Raw genomic sequence first — 20,203 nt, 5'->3', positions numbered from 1 at the left:
GGTCCTTGCTTGTCGGCGAATATTGTCGGACTCGCCTTATTTCGGAGCTTCCTGAGCCGGTGCGGCGATGTCCTTGCTGGGACTGCCTCCGACCACCGGCAGCTTCTCATCCGATCGTAGATTGGGACGGAGGTCTTCACGGGTATCGGCACGCGGGCCGGGGATAACTGTCGGCTCCTTTTCTCCGCTGACGTCGATCGGAGGAGCATCGATGATCTTTCCCGTCTCCGCATCGAGGAACTCGGGCGAGGAATCACGGACCAGGCCGAGTTCCTCCGCCGCGATCGAAATGTTCTGTGGTGACTCACGGTAGGAATTGTCCTCGATCAGCCGATCCTTCTTCTCCTCCAGCTGCTCCTTCTCAGAATTCAGCTGGTCGATCTGGTACGAGGTGTGGGAGATGAAGATGTTGAGCAGCAACACCGCGACGAGGGTGGCGACGAGAATCGCCACGCAGAGCATGGAGAAGGGAACTCTGGCCTTCGGCAGCTCGAACTTCAGGAGCTTGAGCCTCGGCGGGGCCAGACGACCTGCGGACTCTTCGAGGCTCCGCGTCCGTTCTGTGACGCGGGGTTGACGGACAGCCGTTTGAGCGTTCCTCACGATTGTGCCTCCCTGATCTTCTGTACTGCACGCAGCCGCACGCTCTTGGCGCGAGGATTCCTGTCTGCTTCGTCGCTGTCGGCCTGTTCCGCACCGCGGATGATTTCGGCCAACCATGGTTGGAGTTCCTCGGGAACGACCGGCATATCCGGTGGCGCCGAGGTGGTGGTCGCCGTACGGAAGATCTTCTTCACGATCGTGTCCTCGAGGGACTGGTACGACTCGATGACCGCCACTCCCCCGAGGTGCAGTGCTTTCAATGCTTCGGGGAGCGCGGTCCGCAGCACACCGAGTTCGTCGTTGACCTCGATGCGCAGGGCTTGGAACGTCCGCTTTGCGGGGTGGGACTTCTTCTTCGTCGGGGGAAGCACTCGTCCCAGCATCGCGGCCAGCTGCTCGGAGGTCTCCCACGGCGTCTGGTCGCGGTCAGCGACGATGATCTTCGCGATCCGGCCCGCCATCTTCTCTTCGCCGTACTCACGGAGGATGCGGCGAAGTTCGGTTTCAGAGTAGGTGGCCAGCACCTCGGCGGCGGTCAGAGCCTGGGTTCGGTCCATCCTCATGTCCAAGGGAGCAGGACGGGAGTAGGAGAACCCCCGCTCATCCTCGTCGAGCTGCAGGGACGATACCCCGAGGTCGAGGAGGACCGCGCTGATCCGGTCGACACCGAGGTCGTTGAGGATCTCGGGGATCTCGTCGTCGACGGCGTGGACGATGTCGGTGCGGTCGGTGAAGGGTGCCAGCCTCGTCGTGGCGAGGTCGATGGCTTGGGTGTCGCGGTCGACTCCGATGAGATGGACGTCGGGGAAGGCTGTGAGGACGGCTTCCGCGTGCCCTCCCATTCCCAGGGTGCCGTCGACGACGATCGGTGTGCGACCTTCGTCTCTGGCTGCTTGGACTCCGACCCCGATGAGCTCGACCACGCGCTCCAGGAGCACCGGCACGTGCTGATCATTCATGGGTGAGTCCTTCGTGGGTGGTGGGTAGTGGGGGTGAACTGCTGGAGCCAGAACCTTGACCGCCGCTGCCCTGGCACCGGGGAAGTGTGTCAGGACTGCCGAGCTTCGGAAACGGGGAAGTTCCCCGAAACTCGAACACGGCGGGCAAGGATCAAACCCGAGCAGAATCAGATCACTCCGGGAATCACCTCGTTCTCACGTTCAGCGAATGCCTGCTGAGCGCCGACCAGGTAGTTGTCCCATGTCGGTGAATCCCAGATCTCGACTCGGTTGCCCATGCCGATCACTGCGACTTCCCGATCAAGTGATGCGTACTGCCGCAATATGTTCGGGACCGTGATGCGCCCCTGTTTGTCCGGCTGATCCGCAAAGGCCGCCGACAGGAACACACGCTGGTAATCGCGAGCTTCCTTATTCGTCTTCGGCGCGTTCTGGATTCGCTCGTGCTCGGCTTCGAACTCCGTGGCGGGGAACAGGGTGAGGCAGTTCTCCTGTCCACGGGTCAATACGAGACCGGGCGAAAGCTCCTCCCGGAACTTTGCGGGCAGGATGAGCCGACCTTTGTCGTCGAGCTTCTGCAAATGAGTGCCCAAGAACATGTCGTCTCACCCCTTTCGAAACCCAATTGGCTCCGATAGCAACCACAGTACTCCACTCTCCTCCACCTATTCTAGTATTTCATTCATTCCAGCTCCCTCGGACCTACAAAAGCCCAGGTCAGATAGGTGGAGGAAAGTGGGGAAAATTTGCGAACGGCGAGTCGGAATCGGTGCTCAATGGCTCATTTCGGCTGCTCCCCGAGCCTCGACGGCCGCTCTGCGCGGAGGCGCTCAAAAGCCCGGAACCCCGAAATTCCGCGGAAGACCGAGGCTCGGGTGCCGCGCGGGGAGGAAAGTGGGGGACGCGGGTGGAGCGAAGCGGGGAGGAAAGCGGGGAGCGATGTGGGGAGCGGTATGGGGAGGAAAGTGGGGAATGAATCGGAGGGGGTCGGTGGTGCGCGATGGAGAGGCCTTCGAAAGGCCGCCCGAAAGACCGAAGGATGCCTGTGTGGATGCAGGAAGCGGGATAGGGGACAATGGGGAGCATGTCGATCAGCCAAGAAGGTACTCAGACCAATTCCGTGATCGGTGCCGAGCACATCGAATGGGTGCAGCAACTGACATCACGGGCACGCACGGCGATGAACGCCGTCCTCGAAGGCAAGGACGAAGCAGTCGGACTGTCCCTGATAGCGCTCCTGGCCGGAGGACATGTCCTCCTCGAGGACGTGCCCGGAGTCGGCAAGACTCTGTTGGCACGAGCCATGGGCAAGGTCGTCGACGGCTCAGTGCGACGCGTCCAGTTCACTCCCGACCTCCTGCCGACGGACGTCGTCGGCGTGAACCTGTTCAACCAGGAGACTCGACACTTCGAGTTCCGGCAAGGGCCGGTGTTCGCCAATATCGTCATCGCCGACGAGATCAACCGCGCCTCACCCAAGACTCAGTCCGCAATGCTCGAGTGCATGGCCGAGGGGCAGGCCACCATCGACGGCGAGACGTACCATATGCCCTCGCCGTTCATCGTCGTCGCCACTCAGAACCCGGTCGACATGGAAGGCACGTACGCGCTTCCCGAAGCACAGCGCGACCGCTTCATGACGCGCATCTCCCTGGGTTACCCCAATACCGCAGACGAGATCGACCTCCTCGACAACCAGATCGAGCACGATCCGCTCTCCAGCGCGACTCCGGTGACCAGCCTCGAACAGATCAATCAGGCTCGGGAAATCGTCCGACATGTCAGTGCCACCCGGGAACTGCGCGAATACATCGTGTCCCTGCTCCACGCCAGCCGCAATGATGAGGCGATCCTCCTCGGCTGCTCCCCCAGAGGTGGTGTCCACCTTCTCCGTGCGGCCAAGGCTCGCGCCGCTCTCTCGGGGCGCACCTTCGTGACCCCGGACGACATCCAGGCGTTGGCCCCATCAATCTTGGCGCACCGGATCATTCCGCGCGATGGCGACGATTCCGAGCTCGCGGCAGAACTGATCGGTCGGCTCTTGACCCGAGTGCCCATTTCAACGGTTCAGTGACCACATGCGTCTGAGCACCTCAGGAATCATCTTCGTCCTCGCCGGAGCAGCGCTGATCGTCACTGCCTATCGGTTCGCGCTCCCCGGGCTGCTGCCTGCTGGGCTTCTGCTTCTGGCGCTGGTCATCCTCTCTGCGCTGCTGATCACCTGGGGCACCCGCCGTGTGTCGATCACGATCCGGACCGGGCTGCCCACGGTGGCGCTGCCTCAGTCCAGAGAGCGCCACCCGCTGGCCCACGAGGGAAAAGAGGTCGAGGTCGATGCCTTGGTGACCAACACAGGGCGCCTGGCCATCCCGTCCTCGAAGATCGACTTCGTCGCCGCCGAGGGATTCGGGGACTCCACAGTCGGGAGAGTTCCCTCTCTGGCCCACGGGGCTTCCCAGACCGTCCTGACGTCCTTCACTCCCAACCGTCGGGGACTCAGCGGAATCAACACCGTGCTCATGACGGTTTCGGGCCCCTTCGGCCTGGTCACAAGGAAGAAGAAGGTGCTCGCCGAATACCCCGTAGCCGTCTCTGTGCCGATCCTTCCCGCACGGATTCCCTCCGACTCGGCGATCCGACCGGCTCGTCTGGATGACGGCAAGGTGCGTGCCGGCCACACTGCTCGGGACTTCCATACACGGGAGTACGTTCCCGGAGACGATCTCAGACACGTCCATTGGCCTAGCACCGCGAAGTCCGGTGAACTCATGGTCCGTCACGAAGCGGACGAGGAGACGCTCTACGCACTCATCGTCATCGATCTCAAGGGTGATGACGATCATCCCGACGCTCTCGAGATCGAATTCCTCCTTGCCGCAGCGGCCGCCGCCGGGACAGCTTTCCTGCGTGCAGACTATGAGGTCTTCGTCGTCGCACCCGGCCACCAAATCAGGTTCAAAGGACAGCGAGATATCGACCGACTGCGATTGCTCACCGCCCTCGTCGAGGCCGGGAGTGTGCAACTGCCTTCCCACGACAACCCCAACCACATCGTCATCTGCGCCGTCGACGATGTTCGCGGCAAACAGCTGGCAGCCCAATTCTCCCGACGCGTTCCGGTGACCATCCGCAGCCTCGATGACATCACTGACCTGACGATGGTGGGACTGAGTGAGGACCTGCCCGATTCATGGACCACATTCGATTCGAAGCGGGTGAAGCGATGAACCCCGAAACCCGTGAAAACCCCGATACACACTCTCCGGCTTGGCTCGAAGCCTGTGCCGTGTTCGTGGCCATGGTGTTGGCCGCAGTCGGGCTCTCCGCCGTCTTCTCCGATTTCGCGTGGCTTCCCGCTGTTCTCATCTCGATCCTCCTCATCGTTGTCATCGGAGCGATCTTCCGCAGCGTTCCCGTCCTGAACGCCACCGGAGCTGCTGTCATCGCACAGTGCATCGTGGGCCTGATCACCGTCCTCGTGCTGTGCGCACCGAGCACGCTCATCCTCGGCTTCGTGCCCACCGGAAGTTCATTCACCACTGTGATCGACCTCCTGTCCTCGGGAGTCGACGATCTCTACGGCACGACTCCCCCAGCGCCCAGCACCCCTGGCTTCACCGCGATGCTGACGATTGCGTTCACCCTGATCACCATCCTCATCGACGGACTCGTCTCCGACCTCAGAGCACCCAAGGTCAGCGGTGTTCTGCTCCTGGTGCTGTGGATGATCCCGGTCTTCTTCGCTCCCGCTCAAGTGCAGTGGTGGCACGTCGTCGCCATCTTGGCGGCCTTCCTCATCCTTATCCTCAGTCCGTACTTCCCGGCAACGAAGTGGCGCGGCGGTCTGACTGCGACCGTGGCCGGAGCCGTGGCCGTTGCACTGGGCGTCGGAGTTCCCGTGCTGCTTCCGGAGGTTCCGACTCTGCCCGACCGCGCGGCGAACGACAAGGGCGACCTCACCGTGACGAACCCGTTCCTCGACCTGCGTGCCGACCTCGGTGACCGTGACGATTCGACACTGTTCAACTACACCACCACCGAGTCAGAGGGACGTCCGATCAGACTGACGTCGATCAATTCCTTCGATGGGCAGTCATGGGCTCCGACTCCGTTCCCCCTCGACCCCTTCGCGATCGCGAACGAGGGTCTGCCCTGGCCGGAGGGACTCCCCCGGAACAAGAACTACAGTGAAGAGCGCATCAACGTCACCATCACTGACGATTACGATCAGCAGTATCTTCCATCCCCGTACGCCCCCCAGCAGCCGACCGGTTTGGACCGGCGTTGGATCTATGACGAGGAATCCCTGACGGTCGTCGGCAATGGTGAAAAGTCAGGTGGACAGGACTACACGATGGAGTATCTGTCCATCAACCCTGACGTCAACGATCTGCAGAGCGCGACCCCAGTGGATTCCAGTGATTTCGAGACCGAACTCGAGGTCCCGGACAGCCTACCGGCCAGTGTGCATGAGACTGCTGAGAAGGTCACGGCAGATGCGGACAACCAGTGGGAGGCCGCTGTTCTGCTTCAGGCCTACTTCCGGGGAGGCGACTTCGAGTATTCGCTGGATGCTCCAGAAAAAGCCAGCGGAGATGCGATCTCTGACTTCCTCGCCGACAAGAAGGGCTACTGTGTCCAGTTCTCGTCGGCAATGACGATCATGGCCCGAACGATGGGAATTCCGGCACGCATCGGCGTCGGCTTCGGGGCAGGCACCGAGAGCGGAGACGGCTACGAGGTCAGCATGCAGGATTCGCACGCGTGGCCGGAACTGTACTTTGAGGGAGCCGGCTGGGTCCGTTTCGAACCCACCCCGGGAGGCCCCGCCGGTAACCCACCGAAGTGGACCGTCGCCAGCGGCAGCACCAGTGAGAACTCCGAAGAGGATTCCGAAGAGACTTCGGCACCGACGGACGAGCCCACGGACGGTGCCCAAGAGTCCGAAGCAGCCGAGTCCGAGAGCCCCAGCGAAAGTGAGACGACAGCAGCTGGAGAACCCGCTGGAGCGAACATCAGTACGTACCTCTGGGCGGGTCTCATCGTGCTTGTGATCCTCCTGCTCGCCGCGATTCCCGCGCTGTGGAGACTCATCCTGCGGCGCCGACGTACCAACGACCCTGAACAGCTCGAAAAGGTCTGGACGGAGGTGCGGGCGCTGTCGACCGACTACGGTCAGAGCCTCGACCCGAGCAGAACTCTGCGATTCAACGAACTCGTGCTGGCCAGCAGAGCCCCGGGCGGGACCGACGACTCCGGCGACGCCTCTCCGAAGTCCGACCCCCCGTCATCTGGAACAGGGACCGATTCCACTGACGAATTCACCGCATTGCGCAGCCCGGCCCCGCCTTCAGGAGCACGCAGCTCCGAGACTGACACTGCGCTGTCAGCCTTCGTCAATGCACTTGAATCGCAACGCTACGGTGGGAGGAAGGAGTCCATCTCGTCAGCAGAGGTCGGCGCCCTCATCGACGAGGTCAGGACCGACCTTGCGGACAATACTTCTCCGGGAAGTCGGATCACGGCCAGAATCTGGCCGCCCAGCATCTTCAATCCGCCGCGCTGACCAGTTGCCACTCTCGCTGCCCCGGATGCCTGAACGTCCGGGGCAGCGCCCATTCAGGAGCGATCTGTCACAGTCGCTCGCAGCCCGTGTGCACCACGATCACCGCCCGTCGCAGTCACAGTCCGTCGACAAATCCGCATAGTCACCCGCCGTCACAACAGAACGGCTGAGGATACTCGGCATGCCAGTGTGGTGCGCCAGGACGTCGGATGCGGCGACACCCGTGCTTGCCGAGACGATGCCGGGCACGAAAAAGCGTCCTCACGATGGAGGACGCTTCACTGCTGTGCGATGGTGCAGCAGACGATAACAGTACGGAATCTGCACGGACAGACAAACACTGCTCCGGCAGGCCGGTTGCGAATCGATCTTACCGGCTCATTTGGCAGCTGCGAGAGTCATTCGCCGCGCTGGCGCTTCTCCCACCGGTCTTCGAGGCGGTTCATGAACCCAGATGGTCCTTTCGCCTCGGACTTCGGACCGTTGGAAGGCTGAGCACGCTTCGTCTTGTCACCGATCTGACGCGGGCGGCTGAACGCCCAGTACATGCCGGCGACCATAAGACCGAAGCCGACGACGCCGAGGGCGATCCACCAGGCGCTGCTCGCCACCATCCAGATGGCGAAGATCGTCGCGGCCAGCCCTGCCAGTGTCAGCAGAATACCCACCACGAATCGCTTCGCGGAGAATCCCGGCCCATTGGCTGCTGCCTGGGTTTCCGAAATATTGCGTGCGAAACGTGGGTCTTCACTGCGCAGCTGCTTCTCCAACTGATCGAGCAGCTGCTGTTCGTGATCGGAGAGTGGCATCTCGAACCCCCGTTTCCTTCTCTGGCCTGATATCCCAATCATAGTCTCTGAACACCGAAAAAACATCTCGGGAGCCGTTGCATCGGCCGGATTCCCACTGCGTCCTCAGACTATGGCGCAGCTCACCGTCTATTCGTGGTCGGGGCCCGTATTATCGTGCTCGGGACGGTGTCTGAGCAGAGATGCCTGTGAGATCGCGGCAGTCCCGAACTTCTTCCGTACATCGTCGAGGGCGACTTCGGCTTCTCTGCCCGAATGCTCGGCCTCGTCCAATCTCGCCTGTCTTCCGCTGACTGCGAAATCCATGAGACCAGCTGCACGGACGCCCAGCAGGCGAACACCTTTCGGTCTCTGCTCCCGCAGGTTCCTCACCGCCGGCCGCAGTGCCTCGTAGATCTCGCGTGCCAGATCAGTGGGAGCATCGAGAGTGATCGATCGCGACAGCGTCGTGAAGTCAGCGAGCCGATATTTCAGTCCCAAGGTGGTGGCGACCTTGCCATCGGCTCGGACCCTGTACGCAACTTTGTCGGCCAACCTCAGAAGCTCGTGTTCGAGCTGACTCAGGTCCCAGACGTCGTCACCGAAGGTGTGTTCGGCACTGATCGAACGGTCTTTGACTTGCCTGTCCATCCCGTGTGAGTCCATGCCGTGAGCGCTGCGCCACAGATGATGGCCATGAGCGCCGAAGACTCGCCCCGCCCATGCTTCGTCGACTGCCGCCAAATCGCCGATGAGGCGGATGCCGTACCGGAAGAACCCATCCTTCGTCTTCTCCCCCACTCCCGGAAGAGCTTCGATCGGCATCGGATCGAGGAACTCCTGAGTCGCGGACAGAGGAACCAGCAGTTGACCACGCGGCTTGGCGCGTGTGGAGGCAAGCTTCGCCACCACACGGCTGCCGGCGATCCCCACAGATGCGCTCAAGCCCGTCCGCGCTTCGATATCCGCCCTCAGCTCGGACGTGATCAGCACCGGAGATCCCAATCTGCGCACCGCCCCGGAGACATCGATATAGGCTTCGTCGACACTGACCTGCTGAAAATCGGGAGTCACCTCAGCCACCAGGTCGAAGACCTTCTGGGAATACGAGGAGTACAGTCCATGGGACGGTGGAATCACCTCGGCGAAGGGACAGAGATTCATTGCACGGCCCATCGGCATGGCCGCATGGACACCGAACTCACGCGCCTCGTAGCTGGCCGAGACCACCACCCCTCGCCCACTGCGACCACCGACGATGACGGGGCGGCCGAGAAGTTCCGGGCGGCTCAGGAGCTCCACCGAGACGAAGAACGAATCCATGTCGAGGTGAAGCATCGTGGCACCAGTATCGTCCGTCCCGAGACGACTCAGATCGCCACCGGAACGTGCCAGCTGTTTACGACTCATCGAGCACCCATGTGTCTGCGCCTGCCCCTTTCGGCTCCCGTCGCTCAGTCCGGGTAGTCTGTAGTCATGGTAACGCGCGCCACTGTCATGACATTGCCCTTCGCAGCCGCTCTCGCCCTCGCAGGATGTTCGGGACCGAACAACGAAGCGGCAGAAGGTTCACCCACTCCTGAGGAGATCCAGTCCTCGGCCGCCGCTGCGGCGACCGCAGACGCGGAGACCGCGAGCAGCGAACAGCCGAGCACGGACGCCGGTGCTGCCTCGACGGACGTCGAAGACCTCCCGGACTTCCTCAAGCCCTACCCGGACTCGACCGTGCTCTCGGCCGCTCGCGCGAAAGCCGAGAACGGAGCTGATTCAGGGAAGCTTGAGCAGGTCAGCCTGGTCATGAGCGCTCAGGCCGAGCCGAAGGACATCTTCAAGTACTATTCCAAGGCGCTCAAGAAGGCCGGCTTCGAACCGTATGGCGACGAGGTGAAGACGAAGAGCGCCCAGGTCGTGAACTTCCGGCACAAGGACAATGAGGGGCTGCTCGTCGTCACAATCGCCGAAGATCCCTCGGAGAAGTCGAACTCGATCGTGACGGTCGGCGGGAACATCGTTCCATGACGGGTGCCGACGAACCCTCATCGGTTGGCACGGGTGCTGCGGAGGCAGCGGAGAACCCCCACCAGAACGGCGTCGTCTCAGCACTCGACTCGCCGGAGTTCATCGCCGCCGAGGTCTCGACACGGATCGATGGATTCCTGACATCGAAGGCTGCCGAGTTCCTCGCGATCTCACCGGACGCCGACGACATCGGCCAGGCTCTCCTCAAGTTCACCCGGGGCGGGAAGAAGATCCGTCCGGTTCTCCTGTGGTGGGGTTTTCAGCTCGCCGGTGGCGACCGTTCCCAAGGTTCCCTGACTGGCAGCGTCGCCGATGCCGCCGGATCACTCGAACTGCTCCATGCAGCCGCACTCATCCATGACGATGTCATCGACCATTCCGATACGCGTCGCGGCAAACCGGCACTGCACCGACAGTTCGAGTCGCGACACTCACAGCTTCGCTACCAAGGCGGCGCCGAACCCTTCGGGGTCGCCACGGCAATCGTCATCGGAGACATCTGCCTCGCCCTCAGTGAAGAGCTCTTCGAGAAGTCCCAGACGATCTTGGGCATTACACCCTTGGCCCGAGAGCTGCGGGCCACGCTCCGTCGAGATGTGATGGTCGGCCAGTACCTCGACGTCCTCGCCGAGGTGGTCCCACTGGAGGACGAACGCATCGGCGAACGGGCATGGGAGGTCCTCAGCTACAAGTCGGCGAAGTATTCGGTCGAGCAGCCGCTCCTCCTCGGCGCCGCGCTGGGGGGCGCGGATGACGATCAGCTCGAGGAGATCTCGAGGTTCGGTCTCCCGCTCGGCCAGGCATTCCAGTTGCGCGACGATGTGCTCGGCGTCTTCGGCGACCCCGCTGCCACCGGGAAACCGGCCGGCGATGACATTCGCGAGGGCAAACGCACGGTGCTCATTGCGGAAAGCATGAAAAACCTCGATCCCAAGCAGATACGCATCCTGGCCGCACGCCTGGGGAACCCGAATCTCTCCGCTGCCGAAGTCGGAGAATGCGTGGACATGCTCACCGATTCAGGAGGACTCGAAGCAGTCGAGTCCTCCATCCGCGGCAAACACGACGAAGCTCTGTCGGCGGTCCGGGAATGGGCGAGGGAGGGCTCTCAATCTCGCACGAGGATCGGACCGAACGCTCAGAAGCAGCTCACGCGCTTCGCAGGGGCTCTCAGCTTTCGGAAGAGCTGAGAGCGCCGTAGGAGAAGATAGAAAGAGTTGAGGGAGCCGAGCGAAGGCCTAGAAGGCCAGAGCCTGTGCCCGGCGCCTGACCTCTTTGCGATTGCCGACCCGCAGCAGATCAATGGGGCGACCGGGAAGCGAATCGTCCGGGGTGAACAGCCAGTCAATGGACTCCTGGTCATCGAATCCCGCATCCCGCAGCGTACTCAGGGTGCCCTTCAACGGAGTGAGCACCGCACCGTCGACGAAGAACGCTGTCGGCACTCTCATCACCTTCGGCTTGCCGTGTTTGTAGCCGCAGATCGCGCCGTCTTCCATCAGCCTGTGCACCTGCGTGATGCCAAGACCTGTCGACTCCGCAATATCTGGCAATGTGGCCCAATCCTGGACGAGTTCTTCCGTATTCACACCCTCAATCCTAGCAATCTTTGCCAGAAACACCTCGCCATGCGGGCTCGAATGCTCGGGTGCGGGCCGGGCACTCGATACTCTGGGGAGTGAACCTTCCCCACCCGATATGAAGTCAACAGGTGACAGATGACACGTACGCGACGGAATACTCAGGTGCCCGTCACCGCCGCTCCTGACATCCGTGCTGCTTCGAAGGTGAACTCCACCGGTCCCATTCCGGGCTTCACCGACTCCGATCCCACGGATCGTCACAATACTGACGTCGACGTCGCCGAGGCTGCCCCCTCCCCTCACGTCGACGACCATGACTCCACTCCCGACACGCTCACAGACACCCCTGCATCGTCATCCTCCCCCGCGTCGTCATCCTTCCCCGCGTCGCCAGCGGCGACTGCTTCAGGGCCGCAGTGGACGTCTGGGACCAACGGCGAGACCATTCCGGTCACTCACGGCGGCCGAACCTACAAAACCCGGCAAGGCGACACTCTGTACGGGGTAGCCAGCAAACACGGCGTCTCAGTACCCGCCCTGGCCGAGCTCAATCGCATCTCGCCGCGTCAGAATCTCCACCAGGGCCAAGTCCTGTCACTGCCGGAGAAGAACGACCTGCCCGATACCGACCCATCGCATGTCGTCGCCCCGGGTGAAACGCTGCCTGGAATCGCCGCCCGCCATCAGATGTCGCCCGGCACGCTGCGTCGGGCCAATTCTATGGGCGATGACTCGTACCTCCAGGTCGGTGAACTGCTGCTGCTCAGAGATTCGGCGGCACGACGGCACCGCACGGCACCCGAGCCTCCGACAGATATTCCGCACGTCGCCACGAGCGCGCAGGTCGAGGGCATCCGGCCCAACGTGCTCGCAGCAGCCCGTCTGAACAAGTTCACTCTGCTGCAGAGGACTCATCCGGCCCCGGCCCAGGCTCGCCTCGTCGTTGCGTCGATCGCCGAGGAGCTCGGTGCCGAACCGGCGCTCATGCAGGCTGTCGCCGCGCAGGAGTCCGGATTCCAGCAGACCACGGTCTCAGCGGGGAACGCCATCGGCATCATGCAGGTCACTCCACGCTCTGGCCGGTGGGCCAGCGACATCGTCGGACGCAGTCTCGATCTCCTCGATCTGGCCGACAACATCGTTGCGGGGACCGTCATCCTGGGGTGGCTGATCGAGACGGCGGAATCGGAGAACGAGGCGCTGGCAGGCTACTATCAGGATCTGCGCTCCGTTCGATCCGAGGGTCTGCTGCCGGAGACGAAGGCCTTCGTGCGCGCCGTTCAGATGCAGCGACAGCGAATGCAGGAGGCGCTATGAGTGCCCGCACCGATCCGCTCATCGGCACCATACTCAATGACCGGTATCGCATCGATGCGAAGATCGCACGCGGTGGAATGGCCATGGTCTACCGCGGCACAGATCTGCGGCTCGACCGCGAGATCGCGATCAAGGTCATGCACGAACACCTCATCAGCGATGAGACCTTTGTCGAACGGTTCCGACGCGAGGCCATCAATGCCGGCCGGCTGACGCACCCGAACCTCGTCGCCATTCATGACCAGGCCCGCGACGGCGACACCGTCTACCTCGTCATGGAGTACCTGCCGTCTGTGACCTTGCGTCGCGAGCTCAAGCATCGGGGCACCTTCACCCCTCGGCAGGCGATCGTCGTCCTCGATGCGATTCTCGCCGCGCTCGAGGCCGTACATTCCACGGGAATCATCCATCGCGACCTCAAGCCCGACAATGTCCTCCTCGGCACCGATGGTCAGGTCAAGCTCGCGGACTTCGGGTTAGCACGGGCCGTCACCACCGCGACGACGACCAAGACGCTGATCGGCACCGTCGGATATGTGGCGCCCGAACTCGTCACGCGCACCGGAGCCGATGCCCGCACCGACCTCTACACCGTCGGCATCATGTTCTACGAGATGCTCACCGGAATGCAGCCCTATACGGACGAAGTTCCGATCCAGGTCGCCTACCGCCACGTTCACGATTCCGTACCTCCCCCCTCGCACCAGGTCAACGGTCTCAGTCCCCGTCTCGATGCTCTGGTTCTGTGGGCGACATCGAAGGATCCCGTCGACCGTCCCGACGATGCTGCTCAGTTCCGCAATGCCCTCGCCGAGGCGCGGTCGGAGATGAGCGAAAGCGAACTCGACCTCGGTGACCCCAATGTCGTCCCGGGTGAGCACTCCCCTGCGCTGACGGCGAGCATCGACCTCGGAGCCGAAGCTCCGAAGGAGAAACGATCACGCACCGACGAGATTCCCTACCTCGACGACGATGAGGACGGGGACAGCGAGGGCGCCGAGGCGCAGAACTCGGACGCTGACACGGGTTCTGCTGCGAAAGCGGGCGGCGTCGCGGCGGCGGGAGCTGCAGGTGTCGGTGCGGCTGGGGTCGCGGCAGCGTCGAAGGACTACGGTGGCGACCATGGCCCCGATGCCACGTCCCCGGACAACGACGATCACAATTCCGAGGACGAACCCGACGACGAAGACGGATCTGAGGGGAAACCGGCGGTCGCCGCCGTTGCCGGGACAGCCTCGGCGAGTTCGGTATCGCCGCGCCGGCGCAGGCGACGCCTGGCCACGACAATCGGCGCAGCGGTGCTTGTCCTCGCCCTTGTGGCCTGGCTGGTCATCGTCAACCTCCCCGCTCCCACCTCCATCGTCCCCGCGCAGCTGGCGGGCAAGGATCTTGACAAGGTGACCACGCAGATCGAGAACACCGGTCTCGAGGCCGACCCCAAAGAGGTCTTCGACAACAGCGTCCCGGCCGGTGTCGTCATCGGCACGGAGCCCGTCGGCGGGTCCGAACTTCCACCCGAATCCATCGTCACGGTCGTCGTGTCCAAGGGCGAAGAGATGTTTGCAGTTCCCGAGCTCAAGGGCCTCAGTGCCGACGATGCTGAGGCTGCACTGAAGAAGGCAGACCTGGCGCTCGGGAAGGTCGACGAGGAGTACAGCGACGAGGTCGACAAGGATGTCGTCATCTCGGCTTCCAAGAAGTCGGGTGAGGAACTGTCCAAGGGCAGCAAGGTCGATCTCGTCGTGTCCAAGGGCGTCAAACCGATTCCCGTGCCCAATGTCGAGGGCCTGACCTTCGAAGCCGCGTATGCCACTCTGGCCAAACGCGGGTTCCGCGTCGGCAAGGACAAGGTCTTCTCCGACGACGTCGACAAGGGGAAAGTGGTCTCACAGTGGCCGCGCAGCACCGAGGCCAAGCTCCCCAACTCTCTCATCATCGTCCGCATCTCCAAGGGCGAGGAGAAGAAGGACGAGTCCAAGGACGACAAGAAGGATGAGAAGAAGGACGACGGCAAAGACAGCAAAAAGGACGAGGATAAGAAGAAGGACGACTGATCTGCCCAGAATCCTGTCCTGAGGCTGAATGAGACCGGTGGCCGTGCGATCGAATCGCACGGCCACCGGTTTCTACACTGTCGGAGCAGAGTTTGAGCATCCGTCAGGGCAGACGAGTCGACGCCTGCTGACTGGCGCCCACATCAATTGCGACGCGTGAGGTACTCCGCGACCTGGAACGCCATTTCCAGAGACTGATCATGGTTGAGGCGAGGATCGACGAGCGTCTCATAGCGACGGCGCAGTCCTTCGTCGTCGATCTCGGTCGCTCCGCCCATGATCTCCGTGACGTCGTCACCGGTGAGCTCGATGTGGAGACCGCCCGGAATGGTTCCGGCGTCCTGATGCGCGGTGAAGAAGCCTTCGACCTCGGCCATGACATCTTCGAACCGGCGGGTCTTGTAACCCGTGTTCGAGGTGATGGTGTTTCCGTGCATGGGATCGCAGACCCAGGTCACATGCGGCAGACGATCGCCGATTCCGGCGAGCAGCTTCGGCAGTGCCTCGGTGATCTTGCCCGCTCCCATGCGCGTCACGAAGGTCAGTCGACCAGGTTCCGCGTCCGGATCGAGCTTCTCAGCCAGGGCCAGAGCTTCATCGGCGGTGGCAGTCGGACCGAGTTTGACGCCGATCGGATTGCGGACCTTGGACAGGAAGTCCACGTGCGCGCCGTCGATGTCACGGGTGCGTTCGCCGATCCACAGGAAGTGTCCTGACACATCATAGGCTTGGCCGGTGCGCGAATCGATTCGGGTCAGTGCGCGCTCGTACTCGAGCAGAAGAGCCTCGTGAGCGGCATAGAACTCGGTGGTCTTCAGAGCATCGAAGTCTGCTCCGCACGCATCCATGAAGCGGATCGCACGATCGATTTCGCGCGCAGTCTGCTCATAGCGCTGGTAGCCGGGGTTCGATGTCAGGAACCCGCGATTCCACTCATGGACGAGACGCAGGTCGGCGAAACCGCCCTGGGTGAAGGCACGGATGAGATTGAGCGTAGAAGCGGAGACGTGGTATCCCTGCAGCAGTCGCGCAGGATCATGACGGCGTGACTCCTCGGTGAATTCGTAGCCGTTGACGATGTCGCCACGGTACGACGGCAATGTGACACCGTCCCGCGTCTCCATATCGGCTGACCTCGGCTTGGCGAACTGACCCGCCATGCGACCGATCTTGACGACCGGCATCGATCCGCCGTAGGTGAGCACCGCAGCCATCTGCAGCACCGTCTGGACCCTGGCACGAATCTTGTCGGCTTGCGCGCCGGCGAAGGACTCGGCGCAGTCACCACCGGCAAGGACGAACGCCTCACCGCGAGAAGCCGCCGCGATGCGCTGCTTGAGCACATCGGCCTCGCCCGCGAAGATCAGCGGCGGGGAGCTGCTCAGGCTGCTCAGTGCATCACCGAGTGCCTGCCCATCAAGATAGGTCGGCTGCTGCTGCGGATCCAACTCACGCCAGTCGTCGAGACCGCTGAGATCGTTCATGCCCGCTGGGGCACTGTTCCTGTTGGCGAATACCGGATCGATATGAAGGCTCACAATCGTTCTTTCATCATGTTTCGGTGCCGGTTTCGAAGTCCTCGGCTGAGACGTTGTCGAGGAAGTCCCGGAACTGGGCGACTTCCTCTTCGTCAGCCTCCGGTGCTTCGATCCCGGCGTCTTCGAGAAGTTCCGAGTCGACGTAGACGGGACACTGGGCTGTCAGGGCCAGGGTCACCGCGTCGGAGGGTCGGGCAGAGATCGACTTTCCATCGTTCGTATGAAGTTCGGCCAAGAAGATCTGCCCATCGCGGCCGGTGATGGTGACATCGGCCAATGATGTTTCATACGCCTCGAGAGTGTCGAGCAGCAGCGCGTGGGCCATCGGTCGCGGCGGGGTCAGGCCCCGTTGTGCAATCGAGAGTGCATTTGCTTCGATGGCCCCCACCCAGATCGGCAGATAGTAGGCAGGCTCAGTTGCTTTGAGCAAAAGGATCGGCTGGTTGGCTGGCATCTCAATGCGAACACCAACAACCTCAACTTCGACGTTTGACATTATCCCCCGGTCAGGAGCGCGGACGCTGCTGGAAAATCATCCGGAACTTGCCGATCTGCACATCGGCTCCGTTCTGCAGTTCAATGGAATCGATCAGTTGACGGCCCACATAGGTTCCGTTGAGTGAGCCAGTATCTCGCAGCGTGAATCCGCTCGGCGTCCGAATGAATTCGGCATGCTTGCGCGACACAGTGACATCGTCAAGGAAGATGTCGGCATTCGGGCTGCGGCCCACAGTCACCACATCGGTATCGAGCAGGATCTGCGATCCCGAGTCCGGACCCGAGACGACCACAAGAAGCGCATCCGTGTCCTGCAGACCCTCAAGGTCGGGCACCGGATGGATCTCGCCGGTATGCGGATCCAGAATCCCATGGAACTGCTGGCTGCCGGAATCATTGGGGACAGATCCGTCGTTGCGGTACTGCTGTCCCTGCCCGTTCACGTCGTTCGACCCCTGGCCCTGGTTGCCGTACTGCGGCTGATTGCCGCCGTACTGGGGCTGATGGCCCTGACCGTTGGAATCCTGCGGAACATAGTTGCCGCCCTGTGGCTGACCGCTCTGAGGAGGGTACTGCCGCTGATCCTGCTGATACGGGGGCTGCTGATACTGACCGGGCTGGCCCTGGTACTGACCGGGCTGCCCCTGGTACGCGCCAGGCTGGCCCTGGTTCTGCGGGGATCCATACTGGTTCCCTCCGGGCTGCTGACCGCCGTTGTACTGCGAAGCGTTGCCGTATTGCGGAGCCTGCGGTCCGTTGTTCACAGGCTCCTGGCCGTAGGGCGGCGTCTCCTGCTGAACTGGTCCACCCTGTGGCGGCGCATAGTTCTGCTGGCCGTTGCCCTGGCTGCCGCCGCCGTTCTGACCGTAAGGGTCGACCTGCGGATTGTGGCGCGTCTCGGGACCCGTGTTCTCTTCATCGTTGCCGGCACCGAACGGAAACTTCTTCGACTGCGGCACCTGCCCGTTGTCATACCAGGGCTGCGAGGGGTTGGGACGACCTTGATCGTTGTTTTGCGACATTACGCCTCCTCGCTCTGAATGAGCTCTTGGTACTGCTCGCTGTCCATCAGTGCTTCGATCTGTTCCGGGTCGCTGAGCTCGACGAGATACATCCAGCCGTCCTTGAACGGTGAGATGTTCACAGCCTCAGGAGTGTCGTCGAGTCCCTCGTTGACCTCGGTGATCGTACCGGACACGGGTGCGATGAGTTCGGACACGCTCTTCGTGCTCTCAACCTCGCCGCAGGATTCTCCAGCAGTGGTCGTTTCGCCGACATCAGGAAGATCGACATAGACGACGTCACCCAGCTGTTCCTGGGCGAAATCGGTGATACCCACACGGACAACTGCACTGTTCTCCGTCGTCTCGACCCATTCGTGGTCGCTTGAGTATCGCAAGGACACTGGATAATCCAGGTTTGCCATGTCGACTCCTCTTAGCTTGTTGGTCCTCCAAGCATAGCCGCCTGAGGTGCATTCATAACAATCACGAAACAGAAATGTTACTGATCCTCGGGGCCTGCCCGGGCTCGCGCCCGTCTCTCACGTGACTACCTGGGATGATACCTGCTTTTTCGAGGTCACGGAACGCTATTTTGGCACTTAGCCGAGGATCGTTATAGGCTGGGTCTCGTTGCTTTCCGAAGCAGCACGGACACGGGCTATAGCGCAGCTTGGTAGCGCGCTTCACTGGGGGTGAAGAGGTCGTGGGTTCAAATCCCGCTAGCCCGACCATGTGATGTGTCGCGACATCGTTCACTCGATGTCGCGGCACATTTCTTATTTCCGGCCCTGACCCTCAGTCCGCCTGCCTTCATCGCGACTGAGGCTGCTGACCTGGGAGCCGGCCGGCGAAGATCATCGTCACTGCGCCGATGACGATCAGCAGTGACAGACCCCAGCGCAGAGTGGAGAGACCGGCGATGACTCCGACCAGCGGGCTGGTTCCCAGGTAGCCGATTCTCATCATCCAATTCACGAGTGTCACGCCGCCGGCCTTCCCCACCCCCGGAAGGTGGGCGGCGGCTCCGAGCGCACCGGGAACAAGGGTTGCCGAGCCGTATCCCATCAGGCCAAGACCAAGCAACAGCGCCACCGGCTCGATTGCTGTGACGACACCGATTCCGCCGAGGGCGATGAGTGCTCCGCCGAGGCGGGCGATCCGGCTGGAGCCGAAGCGCTGAACCAGGAAGTCTCCGCTGAACCGGCCCAGGCATTGGCTGCCGATGACGACGCTGAAGGCGATTCCGGCGGTGGCGGCCGGCACACGGCTGAACTCGACCGCTGCGAGCGCGGACCAGTTGTTCGCAATGTCTTCGACCGCTGTCCCGCAGATCGCCAACACGGCCAGAGGCAGCGCCATGAGTAGGATCGCACGTTTCGACCTGGGGCGACGGGCGCCTGCGGTCTCGCTGGCGGCTGCAGTCTCGCTGGCACCGGCACCAGCCTCGGCGTCGTCTTCGACATCGAATTTCGAGGGTCGGGTGCCAGCGACAGCGTCTCCGATCAGTCTGCGGGCGACCACGATCACGATGATGGATGCCACCGTGATCAGCGCGAGGTGGACTCTCATGTCCATGCCGTTCGCCGCGGCGGTCGTGGCGACTGCGCCGCTGACGAGTCCGCCCAGGCTCCACAGAGCGTGCATGGACGAGAGGATGACGCGCGACAGCCGCTCCTGCACCCCGATGCCGACGACGTTCTGGGCCACATCCACAATGGCGTCGAAGAAGCCGACGAGGAACAGGCAGGCAGCCATCATCCAACCGTTGACGGACCAGGCTGTTGCGGCCGCGGACAGCCCGAGGAGAACAGTACCGCCGACGACGACGGCGTTGGCCCCGAATCGTGAGATGAGGCGGGCCGGTACGACAGAGGAGATGATCGCGCCGAGCGCGAACGAAGCCACGACGAGCCCGAACTCCCAGGACCTCAGTCCCAGTCGCTCGACCAGCAGCGGATACCACGGCAGCAGCGCCGCGAAGACGAGACCATTGCAGCTGAAATAGAGTCCCACGCCGGCTATTGCCCGGGCACCGGAGCTGGGCCGAAGACTCATTCGCCGGACTCGCCGGACAAGTCGATCGAGCCCGTCGTCTTCGTCGCCTCAGGTCTGCCTTCTCGCATATTCGCCGGGGCCGGGGCCGAGTCCGCGACCGATGTCACCCTGAGGTTCGGTCCGTTGCCGATGTCGGTGATTGCCCCACCCATAACCGCGGCACCCTCCTCATAACGGTGAAGACGAGTTCCACCGAGCTCGTCGACGATGACGAGCCAC

Annotated in this window: 19 protein-coding genes and 1 tRNA gene; 8 read left to right on the top strand and 12 right to left on the bottom strand. The window is 62.5% G+C overall.

Annotation, left to right across the window (positions count from 1 at the left end; genetic code table 11):
- Positions 1-36 precede the first annotated feature (36 nt).
- From BLT92_RS17410 to mraZ, 3 genes are all read right to left on the bottom strand, one after another.
- A complete protein-coding gene (locus BLT92_RS17410; protein WP_092107638.1) occupies positions 37-603 on the bottom strand; it encodes a cell division protein FtsL in 567 nt (188 codons plus the stop codon).
- Positions 600-1,562 carry a 16S rRNA (cytosine(1402)-N(4))-methyltransferase RsmH gene (rsmH, locus tag BLT92_RS17405; RefSeq protein ID WP_092107636.1) on the bottom strand — a complete coding sequence of 321 codons (963 nt, stop codon included), beginning with the start codon at positions 1,560-1,562 and terminating at the stop codon, positions 600-602. Before rsmH ends, BLT92_RS17410 begins: the two co-directional genes overlap by 4 nt.
- Positions 1,563-1,729: 167 nt before the next feature.
- The gene (gene mraZ, locus BLT92_RS17400) at positions 1,730-2,161 is read right to left on the bottom strand and encodes a division/cell wall cluster transcriptional repressor MraZ (RefSeq protein ID WP_092107634.1); all 432 of its coding nucleotides are present in this window, start codon (positions 2,159-2,161) and stop codon (positions 1,730-1,732) included.
- Positions 2,162-2,646: 485 nt separating this feature from the next.
- Between mraZ and BLT92_RS17395 the strand changes: the two genes are divergently transcribed.
- The 3 genes from BLT92_RS17395 to BLT92_RS17385 are packed head-to-tail and all read left to right on the top strand — an operon-like array spanning position 2,647 to position 7,128.
- The gene (locus BLT92_RS17395) at positions 2,647-3,636 is read left to right on the top strand and encodes an AAA family ATPase (RefSeq protein WP_092107632.1); all 990 of its coding nucleotides are present in this window, start codon (positions 2,647-2,649) and stop codon (positions 3,634-3,636) included.
- Positions 3,637-3,640: 4 nt separating this feature from the next.
- A complete protein-coding gene (locus BLT92_RS17390; RefSeq protein WP_092107630.1) occupies positions 3,641-4,789 on the top strand; it encodes a DUF58 domain-containing protein in 1,149 nt (382 codons plus the stop codon).
- Positions 4,753-7,128 (top strand): transglutaminase TgpA family protein, encoded by a 2,376-nt coding sequence (locus BLT92_RS17385; RefSeq protein ID WP_092107628.1) that lies wholly within the window; start codon positions 4,753-4,755, stop codon positions 7,126-7,128. The genes BLT92_RS17390 and BLT92_RS17385 overlap by 37 nt, the downstream gene beginning before the upstream one ends.
- Positions 7,129-7,526: 398 nt before the next feature.
- On the opposite strand, the gene BLT92_RS17380 is transcribed toward BLT92_RS17385, so the two are convergent.
- Both BLT92_RS17380 and dinB read right to left on the bottom strand, forming a co-directional pair.
- The gene (locus BLT92_RS17380) at positions 7,527-7,937 is read right to left on the bottom strand and encodes a DUF3040 domain-containing protein (RefSeq protein ID WP_092107626.1); all 411 of its coding nucleotides are present in this window, start codon (positions 7,935-7,937) and stop codon (positions 7,527-7,529) included.
- A 129-nt stretch (positions 7,938-8,066) separates the two neighbouring features.
- A complete protein-coding gene (gene dinB / locus BLT92_RS17375) occupies positions 8,067-9,326 on the bottom strand; it encodes a DNA polymerase IV (protein WP_092107624.1) in 1,260 nt (419 codons plus the stop codon).
- A 66-nt stretch (positions 9,327-9,392) separates the two neighbouring features.
- Between dinB and BLT92_RS17370 the strand changes: the two genes are divergently transcribed.
- Together BLT92_RS17370 and BLT92_RS17365 are read left to right on the top strand one after the other, a co-directional pair.
- On the top strand, positions 9,393-9,935 hold the full coding sequence (locus tag BLT92_RS17370) for a hypothetical protein (RefSeq protein ID WP_231938897.1): 543 nt from the start codon (positions 9,393-9,395) through the stop codon (positions 9,933-9,935).
- Positions 9,932-11,125 carry a polyprenyl synthetase family protein gene (locus tag BLT92_RS17365; protein ID WP_092107620.1) on the top strand — a complete coding sequence of 398 codons (1,194 nt, stop codon included), beginning with the start codon at positions 9,932-9,934 and terminating at the stop codon, positions 11,123-11,125. Before BLT92_RS17370 ends, BLT92_RS17365 begins: the two co-directional genes overlap by 4 nt.
- A 48-nt stretch (positions 11,126-11,173) precedes the next feature.
- Here the strand turns inward: BLT92_RS17365 and BLT92_RS17360 are convergent, their stop codons facing one another.
- Positions 11,174-11,524, bottom strand: a complete 351-nt coding sequence (locus tag BLT92_RS17360) for an Rv2175c family DNA-binding protein (RefSeq protein WP_092107618.1) — start codon at positions 11,522-11,524, stop codon at positions 11,174-11,176.
- A 129-nt stretch (positions 11,525-11,653) separates the two neighbouring features.
- Between BLT92_RS17360 and BLT92_RS17355 the strand changes: the two genes are divergently transcribed.
- Positions 11,654-12,835: a lytic transglycosylase gene (locus tag BLT92_RS17355; protein WP_092107616.1), complete on the top strand. Its 1,182-nt coding sequence runs from the start codon at positions 11,654-11,656 to the stop codon at positions 12,833-12,835.
- The gene (locus BLT92_RS17350) at positions 12,832-14,889 is read left to right on the top strand and encodes a protein kinase domain-containing protein (RefSeq protein ID WP_092107614.1); all 2,058 of its coding nucleotides are present in this window, start codon (positions 12,832-12,834) and stop codon (positions 14,887-14,889) included. The genes BLT92_RS17355 and BLT92_RS17350 overlap by 4 nt, the downstream gene beginning before the upstream one ends.
- A gap of 143 nt (positions 14,890-15,032) precedes the next feature.
- Here the strand turns inward: BLT92_RS17350 and BLT92_RS17345 are convergent, their stop codons facing one another.
- The 4 genes from BLT92_RS17345 to gcvH are packed head-to-tail and all read right to left on the bottom strand — an operon-like array spanning position 15,033 to position 18,351.
- Entirely contained in the window at positions 15,033-16,427 is a 1,395-nt protein-coding gene (locus BLT92_RS17345) for a class II 3-deoxy-7-phosphoheptulonate synthase (protein WP_092107612.1), read from the bottom strand.
- A 13-nt stretch (positions 16,428-16,440) separates the two neighbouring features.
- The gene (locus tag BLT92_RS17340; protein WP_231938896.1) at positions 16,441-16,881 is read right to left on the bottom strand and encodes a bifunctional nuclease family protein; all 441 of its coding nucleotides are present in this window, start codon (positions 16,879-16,881) and stop codon (positions 16,441-16,443) included.
- Between the two features lie 52 nt (positions 16,882-16,933).
- The gene (locus BLT92_RS21155) at positions 16,934-17,947 is read right to left on the bottom strand and encodes an FHA domain-containing protein (RefSeq protein ID WP_172802620.1); all 1,014 of its coding nucleotides are present in this window, start codon (positions 17,945-17,947) and stop codon (positions 16,934-16,936) included.
- Entirely contained in the window at positions 17,947-18,351 is a 405-nt protein-coding gene (gene gcvH / locus BLT92_RS17330; RefSeq protein WP_092107608.1) for a glycine cleavage system protein GcvH, read from the bottom strand. Before gcvH ends, BLT92_RS21155 begins: the two co-directional genes overlap by 1 nt.
- Positions 18,352-18,583: 232 nt before the next feature.
- On the opposite strand from gcvH, the gene BLT92_RS17325 reads away from it, so the two are divergent.
- Positions 18,584-18,660, top strand: a tRNA-Pro gene (locus BLT92_RS17325).
- Positions 18,661-18,739: 79 nt separating this feature from the next.
- Here BLT92_RS17325 and BLT92_RS17320 read toward each other — a convergent pair.
- Both BLT92_RS17320 and BLT92_RS20670 read right to left on the bottom strand, forming a co-directional pair.
- On the bottom strand, positions 18,740-19,984 hold the full coding sequence (locus tag BLT92_RS17320; RefSeq protein WP_092107606.1) for an MFS transporter: 1,245 nt from the start codon (positions 19,982-19,984) through the stop codon (positions 18,740-18,742).
- Entirely contained in the window at positions 19,981-20,136 is a 156-nt protein-coding gene (locus BLT92_RS20670; RefSeq protein ID WP_172802619.1) for a hypothetical protein, read from the bottom strand. Before BLT92_RS20670 ends, BLT92_RS17320 begins: the two co-directional genes overlap by 4 nt.
- Positions 20,137-20,203 lie beyond the last annotated feature (67 nt).

This window comes from Brevibacterium picturae (assembly GCF_900105045.1).
GTDB lineage: Bacteria > Actinomycetota > Actinomycetes > Actinomycetales > Brevibacteriaceae > Brevibacterium > Brevibacterium picturae.
This window is presented reverse-complemented; position numbering and strand designations above follow the sequence as displayed.